The sequence below is a fragment of the Streptomyces sp. MS191 genome (assembly GCF_008042125.1).
In the GTDB taxonomy this organism is placed as follows: Bacteria; Actinomycetota; Actinomycetes; order Streptomycetales; family Streptomycetaceae; genus Streptomyces.
The window spans coordinates 955,617-969,360 of the sequence record NZ_RDBI01000040.1 but is presented as its reverse complement, the minus strand read 5'-3'; the positions used below and the strand labels follow the sequence as shown (position 1 = coordinate 969,360).

Below are 13,744 nucleotides of genomic sequence, written 5' to 3'. Positions count from 1 at the left end.
CGGCGAGGCTCGGGGGGATCGAGCCTCGCCGGACCGGCGCTCTTCTCGTGCTCCGTCCGGCGCGGGCCGGCGGGGGAGCCGACCCGCGCGGAGGGGGGTGGTTCAGCGGCCGCTCACCCGGCCGTGCAGCAGGCGGGACAGCGCGCTGTGGACGTCGTCGATCGAGCGTTCGCTCTGGAAGGCCTGCCAGTCCAGCGCGGCCACCAGGACCATGCCGACCAGCGCCGCCGCCGTGAGCGGGATGTCGATCTCCTCGCTCAGCTCGCCGGCCTCGACACCCTCGCGGAGCACGCCCTCCACCACCGCGACTGCCTGCTGGCGGACCACCAGGAGGGTGGAGTTCCACGCCCGGTTGGTGCGCCAGAGCTCGGCCACGTACAGCTGGGTGAAGGCGGGGTAGCGGTCGATGAAGACCAGACCGGCCCGGATCATCGCGTCCAGCGCGTCGACCCGGCTGCCGCCCCGCTCCGCCGTCTCCTCGGCCGCGTCCCGCAGCGAGGCGGTGAGCAGGCCGACGCCGTGCCGCAGCAGCTCCTCGAAGAGCTCGGTCTTGCTCTTGAAGTTGTAGTAGACCGTGCCCTTGGCGACGCCCGCGCGCTCGGCGATCTCGTCCACCGTCGTCGCCGAGAAGCCCTGCTCGGCGATGAGGGTGACGGCGGCCTCGTAGAGCTTCGCGCGCGTGGCCCGGCGTCTGGTGCTGCTGCTGTCCATGGGATGGATTCTCACAGGTCCGGAGGGCGTCACAGGGACAGTTCCGGGTGGAGCCGGTCCATGGTCCACACCTGCTTGCGCCGGGCCGAGACGGCGGTCAGCGCCAGCGCGCCCACCGTGAACGCGGTCAGGACGGCCACCGCCTGCCAGACCGGCCCCAGGCCGCCGCCCGAGATCAGCCGCCGCAGCGCCTCGACCACGTGGGTCATCGGCAGGAACGGGTGGATCGCGTTGAAGAACCCGGGGCTGGTCTGCACCGGGTAGGTGCCGCCCGCCGAGGTGAGCTGCAGCATCAGGACCGCGAGCACCAGGATCCGGCCCGCCGCGCCGAAGCGGGCGTTGAGCCACTGGATGATGGCCGCGAAGCAGCAGGTCACCAGGGCGAGGAAGCCGACCGTGCCGGCCGCCCTGGCCATCTGCAGGCCCAGTCCCCAGTGCAGCACGGACATCAGCGCGGCGACCTGGAGCACCCCGATCGCCGCGACCGGGAGCCAGCCGGCCAGGGCGATCCGCCAGGCGGACGCCCCGGCCGCGAGGGCGCGGCGGTTGAGCGGCTGGATCAGCATGTACGCCACCATCGCGCCGACCCAGAGGGAGAGCGGGATGAAGTACGGGGCGAAACCGGTGCCGTAGTTGGGCGCCTTGTGCAGTGACTGGGAGGCGAGCTCCACCGGGTCGGCCATGACCTCGGTGCGGCGGTCGCGGTCCCGCTTGTCGTAGTCGGGGATCTTCGCGACGCCGTCGTGCAGACCGGTGGCGAGCTCTCCGGAGCCGTCGGCCAGCTTGAACAGGCCGCCGTCGAGCTCGCCCGCGCCCTTCTTGAGCCGGCCGACGCCGGAATCGAGGTCGGCCGAGCCCGTCCTGGCACTGGTCAGCCCGGTGTGCAGGGTGTCGGCGCCCTTGGCGACCTTGTGCGCGCCCGAGTTGAGGTCGTTGATCTTCTTGACCGCGCCCTCGAGGTCCTCGTCCAGGTGCGGCGCGGCCTTGGCCAGCGCGTCCGCCTGCTTCTGCAGCGTGGCCAGCTGCCCGTCGAGCTTCTTCAGGTCGCCCGCGTTGTCCTTGGTCAGCTCGTGCAGGTCGTCGGCGATCTTCGCCACGTCGTCCGCGCTGACCTTGGCCTCCTTGAGGACGGGGCAGGCCTTCGGGTCGGGCAGGGGGCTGTCGACGCACTGCTTCTTGTACAGCGCCTCCAGCTTGTCGTCGGCGATGTGCGCGGCGCTGCGGGCGAGGGGAGCGCGCCGGACCAGGTCGTCCAGGTCGTGGCGGACGGCCTGCGCGGAGTGGGAGACCAGGCGGGCGGTGTCACCGATCGACTTGCCGTTGTCCTTCAGGTACGGGCGGATCCGGCCGGCGGTGCCGTTGACCTTGTCGGCGAGCGCCTGGGTGCCGCCGGCCACCTGCCGGGAGCCCCTCTCCAGGTCGCCCGCGCCCTTGTCGAGCTTCCTGAGGCCGGAGGCGAGGTCGCCACTGCCCTTCTTGGCGTCCTTCAGGCCGTCGGCGAGGCTCTTGGAGCCCTTCTTCGCCTTGTCCACGCCGTCCTTGACCTGGCCGGCGCCCTTGGCCGCCTCCGCGGTCGCGTCGTGGATGTCGGAGAAGGAGATGAAGATCCGGTCGAGGAAGGTGCGCGAGGACTTGGTGGAGGCGGCGGTGCGCACCTCGGAGAACACCGTGCGGGAGATCTGCCCGACGATGTAGTTGTTGGCGTCGTTCGTCCGCACCTTGAGGGCCCCGGTCTCGGGGGCGTCGCCGGAGCTGGAGGCGATCCGCGAGCTGAAGTCGCCGGGCATGGTCAGGGAGAGGTAGTAGGTCCCGTCCTCCACGCCGGCGGCGGCCTGCTCGTCGCTCACCTCGTGCCACTCGAACACCGCGCTCTCGCGCAGGCCCTTGGTGATGTCCGCGCCGGCGTTGATCTTCTTGCCGTCGGTGGTGGCACCCCGGTCCTCGTTGACGAGCGCGACGGGTATCCGGTCGAGCCTGCTGTACGGGTCCCAGAAGGACCACAGGTACAGCGCGCCGTACAGCAGCGGCAGCAGCAGGATCGCGACGAGCGCGGCGCGCGGCAGCTTCCCCCTGCCGAAGCGCTTCAGCTCAAGAGCGGCCAGTCTCGGCGAACGCATCGCTCTCCCCCTCCTCGGTGGTGTTCCCGGTGTTCTCGGTGTCGTCCGTGTCGTCCGTGGCACGCGCGGCCGGCGTCTCCCGGGCGGACCGGGTGTCCCCCGCGCCGCCGTCGGCGCCCGGCCGGTCCTCGTCGCCGCCCGGCGCGGAGGAGTCCGCCTCCGCCTCCCGCGGCTCGTCGCCGTCCGCCTCGTCCGCGTCCTCGGCCCGGGTGCCCGTCGGTTCCTCGCCGGCGTCCGCCGGTGCGCCGTCGCCCGCCGTGGTGGTGATCCGCAGGGCGCCCTCGGGAGCCTCGCTGCACACCGCCAGCACGGTCGTCCCCGCGTCGGCGACCGAGCGCAGCAGCGCCCATGCCTCGGCCCGGTCGGCGTCCGAGAGCTTGAGGTCGGTGTCGTCCAGGGCCAGCACGCGGGGCCGGCCGATCAGCGCGAGCGCGACCGAGAGGCGCAGGGCCTCCAGCCGCTCCAGGTCCCGTACGGAGGTCCGGCCGGCCTTGGGCAGGGCGTCCCGGTCGAGCCCGGCCGCCGCCAGGGCCTCGTCGATCCGGGCCCTGGTCGCCGCGGCCCGCTCGGCGGGGCGCCGCACCAGGGCACGGACCGAACCGTCGTAGCGGCGCTGGAGCAGGGCCCGCTCGCGCAGGTGCTCGTCGACGGTGAGCGCCGGGTCGAGGTCGCTGACGCCCGGCACGGGGCCCAGTGCGCTGATCCGGCGGACGGCGGCCATCCGGCGCGGCAGCCGCAGCCCGGCGACCTCGGCGTGCCCCTCGTGGGCCTTCATCCGCCCGGTGAGGGCGAGCAGCAGACAGGTGCGGCCCGAGCCGGACGGTCCTTCGATCGCGACGAGCGAGCCGGGCTCGGCCCGCAGACCGACCTCGCGGAAGACCCAGCCGCGCGGTCCCTTCAGCCCGAAGCCGTCCGCGACCACGGCGGCGCCGTGCGGCTCGTCCGGGTTCGCTTCCACGGACCCCCACCCCCAGTTTCCCCTTTTTGAACTGACCAGTCAGTTCAAAAACTACCCCCGAATCCGCCCTGAAGGCAAAAAGTCCAGGTCAGCCGGATTGTCAGTGGCGGCCTGCACGATGGATACACACGGCCACAGCGCCGTCACACGACGACAGGAGGCTCGTCATGACCAGCTCCTCAGCAGCAGCCGCGCCCCGGCGCCGCAGCACCGGTCGCCCTGCCCCCGCACTGGTCGGACCGCCGACCGACATCCACCCCGTCCTGCGCCGCGCCACCGCCCCGCCCGCCGCACTCGACCTGCTCGCCCAGGCACGCGCCGGCATCGAGGAGGCGGCCGCCCTCGATCTGCCCCACGAGCGCTACGCCACGGCCCACCTCGCCGCGCTGCGCACCGCGGCCGCCGTGCTCGCCGCCCGCGGCCGGCCCGAGACCAGCCCCCGCAAGCGCGCCCGGATCCGGAGCGCCTGGGAAGTGCTCCCCGAGATAGCCCCCGAGCTGGCGGAGTGGAGCGCGCTCTTCGCCTCGGGTGCCGAGCGCCGGGCCCGCGCCGAGGCGGGCATCGCCGCGGCGGCCGGCCGGCGGGACGCCGACGACCTGATCCGGGACGCCGCCATGTTCCTGCGCCTGGTCGAGCGGATGCTCGTCCTCCAGCCGGTACTGCCCCGCCAGCCCGGGGCGGACGACGCCGTGAGGTGAGCGGGGGGACGGCGCCCGAGGCCATAGGGTGGGGAGCGTTCGTACCCGTAGCGAGGAGTCAACAGCCGTGCCGGACCCTTCCCCTGTCTTCGGTCGAGAGGCGTCGTCGCGTCCGTCGCGCGCCTCCCTGCGCACCGCCGTCGTCTGGGACGTCCTGAAAGATGCGCTCGACCGCCGGGTCAAGGCCACCGGGAAGGACAGCCTCGACGTCCTCGACACGGGCGGCGGCTCCGGCAACTTCGCGGTCCCGGTGGCCCGCCTCGGCCACCGGGTCACCGTCGTCGACCCCAGCCCCAACGCCCTGTTCGCGCTGGAGCGCCGGGCCGCCGAGGCGGGCGTCGCCGACCGCGTCAGCGGCGTGCAGGGCGACGTGCGCGGCCTGTTCGACGTCGTCGAGCGGGAGGGGTACGACGCGGTGCTCTGCCACGGTGTCCTGGAGTACGTCGACGACCCGGCCGAGGGCGTGCGCAACGCGGTCGCCGCCATCCGGCCCGGCGGCGCCCTCAGCCTGCTCGCCGCCGGCCTGGGCGGCGCCGTCCTCGCCCGCGCGCTGGCCGGTCACTTCACCGAGGCCCGCCAGGCGCTGAGCGACCCGGCGGGCCGCTGGGGAGCCGGCGACCCGGTGCCCCGGCGCTTCACCGCCGAGCAGCTCACCGAACTGGCCGCGGAGGCCGGACTGGACGTCGGCGCTGTGCACGGCGTGCGGATCTTCGCCGACCTGGTTCCCGGGGCCCTGGTCGACACCGAGCCCGGCGCCGCGGAGGCCCTGCTCAGGCTGGAGGAGGCCGCCGCCGAGCTGCCGTCCTTCCACGCCATCGCCACCCAGCTGCACGTCCTGGGCGAGAAGCGCGCCTGACACCCGGCCGGCGGCACGTCCCCGGCCGGCCGGGGACGACAGCCCCCACCGTGCTGATCAGCGACGCAGCCGCACATGGAGTACGCCACAGGCCCCCCGATCGCGCCCGTGTCCCCGTATGATCGGGGGACACCATCCGGCATGACGGGCAGGGCCCTGGGGAATCAACGCCTCAGCAACCGAACCGCATGGCGGCCCGGATTGGCGATTTGGCGTTGAGGGCGGGTTTCACGGGGGCGAATCCCTGCCTATCCTGAAAGGGCCGCTTACCGGTCGCCCCCGCGACCGACGACTAGGAGGACTCCGTGCCGCTCTCGGAGCACGAGCAGCGAATGCTCGAGCAGATGGAGCGAGCGCTGTACGCCGAAGATCCCAAGTTCGCGACAGCGCTCGAGGGAAGCGGACTGCGTACGTACACCCGGCGACGGGTCTACCAAGCGGTCGCCGGCTTCCTGGTGGGTATCGCGCTCCTCATGGCCGGAATGGTCGCTCAGCAGATCTGGATCAGCGTGGTGGGGTTCCTCGTCATGCTGGGCTGCGCGGTCCTGGCGGTCACCGGATGGCGCAAGGCGCCCAAGCCGGGCGAGCAGCAGGCGAGGGGCGGGGCGGCCGGCGGCCGTCAGGCCCGACAGCGCCGCTCGATGATGCATCGCATCGAGGAACGGTGGCAGCGCCGCCGGGACGAACAGCAGGGCGGCCACTGACGGCCCCCTGAGCGGAGGTACCCCCTCCGATCACGACGACTCCGAGCCCCGCGGCCCGGCACCCTCAGGTGCCCCGGCCCCGGGGCTCGTCGCGTATCCGGACCCACGGCTCTCTCCACACCGGCCGGCCCGCGGACCGGCCGGCCCGCCGGTCGCCCGTCAGGACCCTCGGACGTCGACCCAGCTCCCCGACGGCGTCCGACGCCCGAGCCGGGCCCACCGTCGCGCCGAGCCGGGCCCACCGTCGCGCCGAGCCCGACCCCTCGTCGCCCCGCGCACCCCGCCCTCTCGGGTCCACGGCACCAGGCGTCCGGGGCCCACCCGCTCCGGCGAAGCCCACCCGCCGTCGCCCGTGCCGGTCTCGGCCCCCGCCCGCGGCGGGGGCGAGACCGGCACGGAGGGCTCAGCCCTCGCCGCGGGACGGGCGGCGGACCAGCGTCGTCAGCCGGTCCGTCAGGGCCCGGCGCCGGGACGACCAGGCGTCCGTCAGCGCCGCCCACCGGGCCGAGGCCGACCAGAGCACCCGGGCCGCCGAGCGGGGCGCGAGCAGGGCCCGCAGCCTCGTCCGCCGGCCGGCCGTCGCGTGGAAGCCCGCCCTGACCAGGGCGACCTCCTCCGCCAGGCCCGTGCCCGGCCGGGGCCGGGGTGCGTAGAGGACCTGCTCCACCGCCCGTGCCACCCGATGCACCGCGTCGGCCGCCTCGCCCTCCAGGCCGCCCAGCCGGACGACCCGCGCGGCCGTCCGCCGAGGCGTCTGCGACTCGTCGGGCAGCACCCCGTGGTCCCAGGCCGTGTCGTTGATCTCCTGCCACGCGGCGAGCGTCCGCGCCGCCGCGTCCTCGGCGGCGCGGCCCGTGGAGCCGAGCCGCCGGGCCCGTACCCTCGTGCGCCACAGCAGGGGCGTGAGTGGCAGCGACAGCAGCACGAGCACGCCGAGCACGATCAGCACCACCGTCAGCGGCGGCACCCCGCCGTCGTCCGACGAGGCCCCTGCCGCCGCCGGGTCCGGGCCGCAGTCGCCCTGGCGGCGCATCTGCGGCGAGCAGCTCTCCGAGGCGCTCGGCGCGGCCGAGGGCTGGGCCGACGCCGAGGCGCTCGGCTGGGCCGGTCCGGTCGGCGTACCGGTCGGGGACTGGTCCCGGGTGTACTCCGGAGTGGAGCCCCGCGTCGGCGTCGGCTCGAACCGGGTCCAGCCCGCGCCTTCGAAGTACAGCTCGGGCCAGGCGTGCGCGTCCCTGATGCCCACCGACAGGGTGCCGTCGGCCTGCGGGGTGCCCGGCATGAAGCCGACCGCCACCCGGGCCGGGATGCCCAGCGAACGGGCCATGGCCGCCATCGAGAAGGAGAAGTGGACGCAGAAGCCCTCCTTCTGCTTCAGGAAGCGCGAGATCGCCTGGACCCCGGTCCCCGACTCGACCTCGACGTCGTAGCGGAAGCCGCCGTCGCGCGCGAACCAGTCCTGGAGCTTCACGGCCCGCTCGTAGTCGTTCCGGGCGCCCTTGGTGACCGTCAGCGCCGTCGACCGGACGTCGGCGGGCAGCGAGCCGGGGACCCGGGTGTACTCGCTCCGCAGCTTCTGCGGGGGAGCGGCGGCCGCGCCCAGCTGCTCGGCCGTCGGCCGCACGTCCAGGCTCGTGACCTGGTACTCCGCGCCCTTGGTGTTCTGACCGTCGTCGCCGACGAGCATCCGCCCGGCCGGTTCGAAGCGCCAGCGTCCGCCGATCGCCACCCGGGACGCCGGGTACGGCATCGGGAGCCACTTCTGCTCGTAGGTACGGGAGGCCACGAAGTTGCTCGTCACCTCCTGGGCCCGGACGTCCTGGCCGAGCCCGTCGGGCCACGGCAGCAGCTCGGGCACGTCCTTGATCGGCCGGACCGAGGACTTCCACGAGGTGCCGTCGAACTGGTCGAGCGCCACGAGCCGCAGGTACATGCCGCTGGTGTCGGTCGCGTTGGTCCGGTAGCGGAGCACCTCGCGGTCCTCGGGCTGCCGCAGGTTGTCCTGGATCGACACCAGCGGGTTCACCGCCGAGATCGTGCCGCCCTTGCCGCCGGTGCCCGGGCCCTCGCCCGGGCCGCCGAACAGCCCGCCGGTGAGCCCCGGCAGCGCCAGCGGCACCACCAGCGCGACGCCCATCGCGACCACGCCGATCCGCCGGCCGGTCCGCACCGGGGCGAGCACCTGCCCGCTCTCGGAGACGCCCGATCCCTGGCGGCCGGCGCGCGGCGCGCCGCCGAAGACCCGACCCCACTGCGAGAGCCGGTCGCGGCCCTCGGCGAGCAGGAGCAGCAGGTAGCCCGAGGACGCCAGCAGGAACCACAGCCAGCTGGCGTCGCCGCCGGACAGGCCCGCGGCCACCGAGTAGAGCGCCAGCAGGGGCAGTCCGGCCGGGGCCGCCGCCCGGAAGGTCACCGCGAGCGTGTCCACCAGCAGGCCGATCGCCACGACGCCGCAGACCAGCATGAGGCGGATGCCCTCGGTGTCCGGCGCGGGTATGGCGTACCGGCCGACGTCCTCGGCGCCCGCCTGGAACAGCGTGGCGAACCGGGCGAAGGCCTCCGGCCCGGGAACCACGCCGAGCAGCGCCTCCTCACGGGCGAAGACCAGGGTCAGGGCCGCCAGGGTCACCGCGGCCTGGGCCGCGATCGTCAGCGGCCGGGCCAGCGGAACCCGCCGGGTCAGCGCGCCGACCCCGCTCTGCACCGCGAGCAGCAGCGCCGCCGTGAAGATCCAGGTGGCCGGCTTCACCAGGGGCAGCAGCGCGCCCGACGCGGTCAGGGTCGCGCCGAAGGCGCCCACCGTCAGCCGTCCGCGCCCGCTCATGACCGTCCTCCCCAGGTGTCGCCCGCGGTGCTCTCCGCGCGCATTCCGCCGGCCTGCTGCCACAGCTCGGCGAGTGCGGCGCCCGGGGGCACGGCGAGTGCCGTCCAGCCCGCCTCCCGCAGGTGCCGCAGCCGCTCCTCGACCGCTCCGGCGACCGCGCCGCCGGTCAGCCAGGATCCGCTGTCCAGCAGGAAGGCGACGGCCGCGCCGCTGCGCTGCCGCATCCGGGCGGCCAGCGCCGCCTGCTCCTCGTCGATGTCGCCGAAGAAGGCGATCAGGAGACCGTCGTTCCCGCCGCGCAGCACGTCGTGGGCCCGCGAGATCCCGGCCCCGTCGGAGTGGTCGACGACGGCGAGGGTGTCCATCATCAGGCCGGCCGCCTCGGCCGAGTCCTGCGACGAGCCCGCGAAGCCCTCGGCTCCCTCGCCCGGCACCGTGGTGCCGGTGTCGGTGAGCAGCCGGACCGAGTAGCCGCGCTCCAGCATGTGCACCAGGGCGGAGGCGGCGCCCGAGACCGCCCACTCGAAGGCCGAGTCGGGGCCCGCGCCCTGGTAGGCGAGGGCGCGGGTGTCGAGCAGCACCGTGCAGCGGGCCCGCTGCGGCTGTTCCTCGCGACGGACCATCAGCTCGCCGTAGCGGGCGGTGGAGCGCCAGTGGACCCGGCGCAGGTCGTCGCCGTGGCGGTAGGTCCGCGGAATGACGTCGTCGTCCCCGGACAGCGCCAGGGAGCGCTGCCGGCCGTCCCCGTACCCGGCCGCCTCGCCGGCGAGGCGCACCGGGGGCAGCGGCTCGGTCCGGGGCACCACGGTCAGCATGTCGTGGGTGCTGAAGGAGCGGGTCAGCTCGCACATGCCGAAGGGGTCGTTCAGGCGCAGTTGGAGCGGCCCCAGGGGGAAGCGTCCGCGCAGGTCCGAGCGGACCCGGTAGGACACCTCGCGCCGGCCGCCCGCCTCGACCCGGTCCAGCACGAAGCGGGGCCTCGGCCCGAGCATGTACGGGACGTGGTCCTGGAGCATGAGCAGGCCGGTGGGCAGCTTCGACACGTTCTCCATCCGCAGATGGACGCGTGCCTCGGAGCCGACCGCCACCCGCTGCGGGGAGAGCCGGCGGCTGCCGGCGACGCGGTAGCGGGTGCGGTGCAGCACGCCGACGCAGATCAGCGGCAGCACGGCGAGCAGGAGCCCGACGCGCAGCAGGTCGCCCTGGCCGAGGACGTAGGCGCAGATCGCGGCGGCGATCCCGGCGGCGAGGAAGGACCGGCCGCGGGTGGTGAGCCCGCCCAGGGCGGCCCGCAGACCGCCCCGGCCGTCCCCCTGCTGCCCCTCCGGCCCGGCAGCGGTGGTCATCACAGCTGCCGGACGCCGGGCTGCTGCTGGCCGTAGAGCGGGCGGGCGCCCGCGACGGGGGCCGGTCCGGCGGGCGGCGCGGAGGCCGGGACGGGCGTGCGCTGCAGGATGTCGAGCACGACCTGCTCCGCGGTGCGCCGGTTGAGCTGGGCCTGCGCGGTGGGCAGCAGACGGTGGGCGAGCACCGGCACGGCCAGCGCCTGGAGGTCGTCGGGCAGGACGTACTCCCGGCCGCTGAGCGCGGCGGACGCCTTGGCGGCGCGCACCAGGTGCAGCGTGGCGCGGGGGGAGGCGCCCAGTCTGAGATCGGGATGGGTACGGGTCGCGGCGACGATGTCCACGGCGTAGCGGCGGACGGCGTCGGCGACGTGCACCCCCCGCACCGTCTCGATCAGCTTCAGGATGTCGTGGGCGTGCGCCACCGGCTGCAGGTCGTCCAGCGGGGAGAGCGCGCCGTGCACGTCCAGCATCTGGAGCTCGGCCTCGGGGCTGGGGTAGCCGATCGAGACACGGGCCATGAAGCGGTCGCGCTGGGCCTCGGGGAGCGGGTAGGTGCCCTCCATCTCCACCGGGTTCTGGGTGGCGACCACCATGAACGGGCTGGGCAGCTCGTAGGTCTGGCCGTCGACGGTGACCTGGCGCTCCTCCAGGGACTCCAGGAGCGCGGACTGCGTCTTCGGCGAGGCGCGGTTGATCTCGTCGCCGATCACGATCTGCGCGAAGACCGCGCCCGGCTTGAACTCGAAGTCCCGCCGCTGCTGGTCGAAGATGGACACGCCCGTGATGTCCGACGGCAGCAGGTCGGGCGTGAACTGGATACGGCGCACCGAGCAGTCGATGGACCGCGCGAGCGTCTTCGCCAGCATGGTCTTGCCGACGCCGGGGACATCCTCGATCAGAAGATGCCCCTCGGCGAGCAGCACGGTCAGCGAAAGCCGTACGACCTCAGGCTTGCCCTCGATCACTGCCTCCACCGACCTGCGGATGCGCTCCGCTGCGGTGGTCAGATCTGCGAGGCTCGCTCGATCGTCATAGGTCGTCACCCGGCCCTCCTCGGCCCTTTCACCGGGCCGGGCGCCACTGACGGCCCGGCCCACCCCGACACACGGACACCGCTTTCCCGGGGGTTCCGGGTGGTGTCACCCGAGCATTCTTGTTGCCCGTGGCTCGATGTGTCACTTGCCCGTGGACAAAAGCGGTGTTTGTACCGGGGTTTGCGGGGTCAGGCCGGGTCGATCTCGCGCAGCAGACCGGTCGTCACGTCGAAGACGAAGCCCCGGACGTCGTCCGTGTGCAGGAGGAAGGGGGAGGTCCGGACCCGCTGCATCGACTGCCGGACGTCCTGCTCGACGTCGCGGAACGCCTCGACCGCCCAGGACGGCCGCTGGCCGACCTCCATCTCCAGCTCGTGCCGGAATTCCTCGGTGAGCGATTCCAGGCCGCAGCCCGTGTGGTGGATCAGCACGACGCTGCGCGTCCCGAGGGCGCGCTGGCTGATCGTGAGGGAACGGATCACGTCGTCGGTGACGACACCGCCCGCGTTGCGGATGGTGTGGCAGTCACCGAGCTCCAGGCCCAGGGCGCGGTGCAGGTCGAGACGGGCGTCCATACAGGCGACGACGGCGACGTTCAGGACGGGCCGGGCGTCCATGCCCGGGTCGGTGAAGGCCGCGGCGTAGCGGCCGTTCGCCTCGACGAGCCGGTCGGTGACCGTCCTGTCCGACGTTATGGCGTCCGCGGCGTGGGAGGAGTGTGCAGAGGTCGACATGAGGTCGACGGTAATGGTCACAGGGCTCACCGGCCCGCTGTGAGAGCGGACAAAGAACGTCAATGAGGCTTGTTGTGAGGTAACCCACAGGCGTGAGGGGGTCGGGCCCGTACGGGTGATATGCCCGGAATGTCGGTGTCGTGTCGCCGTCCGGCGCGACGCGCCAGCCGGTTGATTGACCGTCGGTGCCAGTGGACTAAAGTGACGCGGAGTTCACGGAGACATCGAGCGATTGCAGCGGATTCTCCCCCGCGTGTGCGGCGGTACGTACGGCTCGGCCTCCTCCCGCTCGCCGGCCGGCCGACGCGCCTTACCGGCGCCGGCCTGCCACTTCCCCTTTCTGCGAGCGGGCGGGGACCCGGTGGTGCGTACCGGCCGCGCCGGATCTGAGAGGGCGCATTGAGCAACGACCGCCACGTCCCGGTGATGCTCCAGCGGTGCCTGGACATGCTGGCCCCGGCCCTGGAGGAGCGCCCCGGCGCCGTGGTCGTCGACTGCACCCTCGGCCTCGGCGGCCACAGCGAGGCCCTGCTCCGCCGGTTCCCCGAGGCGCGCCTGATCGCCCTCGACCGGGACAAGGAGGCGCTGCGGCTCTCCGGCGAGCGGCTGGCCCCGTACGGCGAGCGCGCCACGCTCGTGCACGCCGTGTACGACGAGCTGCCCGAGGTACTCGACCGGCTCGGCGTCCCGCGCGTCGACGGCGTCCTCTTCGACCTCGGCGTCTCCTCCATGCAGCTCGACGAGGCCGACCGCGGCTTCGCCTACGCGCAGGACGCCCCGCTCGACATGCGTATGGACCAGACGACCGGCATGAGCGCGGCCGAGGTGCTCAACACCTACCCCGCCGGCGAGCTCGTCCGCATCCTGCGCGCCTACGGCGAGGAGAAGCAGGCCAAGCGCATCGTCTCCGCCGTCGTGCGCGAACGCGAGAAGGAGCCGTTCAGCAACAGCGCCCGCCTGGTCGAGCTGATCCGCGACTCGCTGCCGCAGGCGGCCAAGCGCACCGGGGGGAACCCCGCCAAGCGCACCTTCCAGGCCCTGCGGATCGAGGTCAACGGCGAACTGACCGTCCTGGAGCGGGCGATCCCGGCGGCCGTCAAGGCGCTCGCGGTGCGCGGCCGGATCGCGGTCCTGTCGTACCACTCGCTGGAGGACCGGCTGGTCAAGCAGGTCTTCGCCGCCGGCGCGGCGAACACGGCCCCGCCCGGCCTGCCGGTCGTGCCGGAGCGCTACCAGCCCCGCCTCAGGCTGCTCACCCGCGGCGCCGAGCTCCCCACGGAGGAGGAGGTCGCCGAGAACCGCCGCGCGGCCCCGGCCCGGCTGCGGGGCGCGGAGCGGATCCGGGAGGACGAGACCTCGTGATGGGGAAGGGGCCGCTCAAGGGGCGGGCCGCGCGGCTCGGGCGGCTCATGCCGTCGGGGCCCAGGACCGCCGCCCGCACACCCTTCGTCCTGCTCGTGGTGGTCCTGCTCGGCGGCGGCCTGATCACCCTGCTGCTGCTCAACTCCGCCCTCAACCAGGGCTCCTTCAAGCTCAGCGAGCTGAAGAAGAAGACCACCGAGCTGACCGACGAGGAGCAGGCCCTCCAACGGGACGTGGACGACTACTCCGCTCCCGACGCGCTGGAGCGGCGCGCCCGCGAGCTCGGCATGGTCCCGGGCGGCAGCCCGGCCTTCCTCGACCCCGACGGCACGGTGCGCGGCGAGCCCTCCGAGGCCGCCGCCGAGCAGGACCACCACGAGCAGGACGAAGGGTGTGCGGG

The 13,744-nt window shown here is 73.9% G+C and carries 12 protein-coding genes; 5 read left to right on the top strand and 7 right to left on the bottom strand.

Annotation, left to right across the window (positions count from 1 at the left end):
- Nucleotides 1-102 precede the first annotated feature (102 nt).
- Genes EAO71_RS11400 through EAO71_RS11390 form a run of 3 tightly spaced genes read right to left on the bottom strand, consistent with a single transcriptional unit; the run spans nucleotide 103 to nucleotide 3,786 of the window.
- Nucleotides 103-711 (bottom strand): TetR/AcrR family transcriptional regulator, encoded by a 609-nt coding sequence (locus EAO71_RS11400; protein WP_147977618.1) that lies wholly within the window; start codon nucleotides 709-711, stop codon nucleotides 103-105.
- Between the two features lie 29 nt (nucleotides 712-740).
- Entirely contained in the window at nucleotides 741-2,828 is a 2,088-nt protein-coding gene (locus EAO71_RS11395; protein ID WP_147977617.1) for a YhgE/Pip family protein, read from the bottom strand.
- Nucleotides 2,800-3,786: an ATP-binding cassette domain-containing protein gene (locus EAO71_RS11390; RefSeq protein ID WP_147977616.1), complete on the bottom strand. Its 987-nt coding sequence runs from the start codon at nucleotides 3,784-3,786 to the stop codon at nucleotides 2,800-2,802. Before EAO71_RS11390 ends, EAO71_RS11395 begins: the two co-directional genes overlap by 29 nt.
- Nucleotides 3,787-3,953: 167 nt before the next feature.
- Between EAO71_RS11390 and EAO71_RS11385 the strand changes: the two genes are divergently transcribed.
- The 3 genes from EAO71_RS11385 to EAO71_RS11375 all read left to right on the top strand — a co-directional run bounded on the left by EAO71_RS11385 (nucleotide 3,954) and on the right by EAO71_RS11375 (nucleotide 6,044).
- The gene (locus EAO71_RS11385; RefSeq protein ID WP_147977615.1) at nucleotides 3,954-4,484 is read left to right on the top strand and encodes an SAV_6107 family HEPN domain-containing protein; all 531 of its coding nucleotides are present in this window, start codon (nucleotides 3,954-3,956) and stop codon (nucleotides 4,482-4,484) included.
- A gap of 67 nt (nucleotides 4,485-4,551) precedes the next feature.
- Entirely contained in the window at nucleotides 4,552-5,340 is a 789-nt protein-coding gene (locus tag EAO71_RS11380) for a methyltransferase (protein WP_147977614.1), read from the top strand.
- Between the two features lie 305 nt (nucleotides 5,341-5,645).
- Nucleotides 5,646-6,044 (top strand): DUF3040 domain-containing protein, encoded by a 399-nt coding sequence (locus EAO71_RS11375; protein ID WP_147977613.1) that lies wholly within the window; start codon nucleotides 5,646-5,648, stop codon nucleotides 6,042-6,044.
- Nucleotides 6,045-6,447: 403 nt separating this feature from the next.
- Here EAO71_RS11375 and EAO71_RS11370 read toward each other — a convergent pair whose 3' ends face one another.
- The 4 genes from EAO71_RS11370 to EAO71_RS11355 all read right to left on the bottom strand — a co-directional run bounded on the left by EAO71_RS11370 (nucleotide 6,448) and on the right by EAO71_RS11355 (nucleotide 11,982).
- Nucleotides 6,448-8,868: a transglutaminase TgpA family protein gene (locus EAO71_RS11370; RefSeq protein WP_147977612.1), complete on the bottom strand. Its 2,421-nt coding sequence runs from the start codon at nucleotides 8,866-8,868 to the stop codon at nucleotides 6,448-6,450.
- Entirely contained in the window at nucleotides 8,865-10,214 is a 1,350-nt protein-coding gene (locus tag EAO71_RS11365) for a DUF58 domain-containing protein (protein WP_147977611.1), read from the bottom strand. The genes EAO71_RS11370 and EAO71_RS11365 overlap by 4 nt, the downstream gene beginning before the upstream one ends.
- The gene (locus tag EAO71_RS11360; RefSeq protein ID WP_147977610.1) at nucleotides 10,214-11,257 is read right to left on the bottom strand and encodes an AAA family ATPase; all 1,044 of its coding nucleotides are present in this window, start codon (nucleotides 11,255-11,257) and stop codon (nucleotides 10,214-10,216) included. The genes EAO71_RS11365 and EAO71_RS11360 overlap by 1 nt, the downstream gene beginning before the upstream one ends.
- Before the next feature lie 179 nt (nucleotides 11,258-11,436).
- Nucleotides 11,437-11,982, bottom strand: coding sequence for a beta-class carbonic anhydrase (locus EAO71_RS11355; RefSeq protein WP_187282636.1), 546 nt, complete (start codon nucleotides 11,980-11,982; stop codon nucleotides 11,437-11,439).
- A gap of 399 nt (nucleotides 11,983-12,381) precedes the next feature.
- Here EAO71_RS11355 and rsmH point away from each other — a divergent pair, with 399 nt between their 5' ends.
- Together rsmH and EAO71_RS11345 are read left to right on the top strand one after the other, a co-directional pair.
- Entirely contained in the window at nucleotides 12,382-13,344 is a 963-nt protein-coding gene (gene rsmH, locus EAO71_RS11350; RefSeq protein WP_147977608.1) for a 16S rRNA (cytosine(1402)-N(4))-methyltransferase RsmH, read from the top strand.
- The coding region (locus EAO71_RS11345) for an FtsB family cell division protein (RefSeq protein ID WP_187282635.1) at nucleotides 13,344-13,744 on the top strand (401 nt) is incomplete at its 3' end. The genes rsmH and EAO71_RS11345, both read left to right, overlap by 1 nt.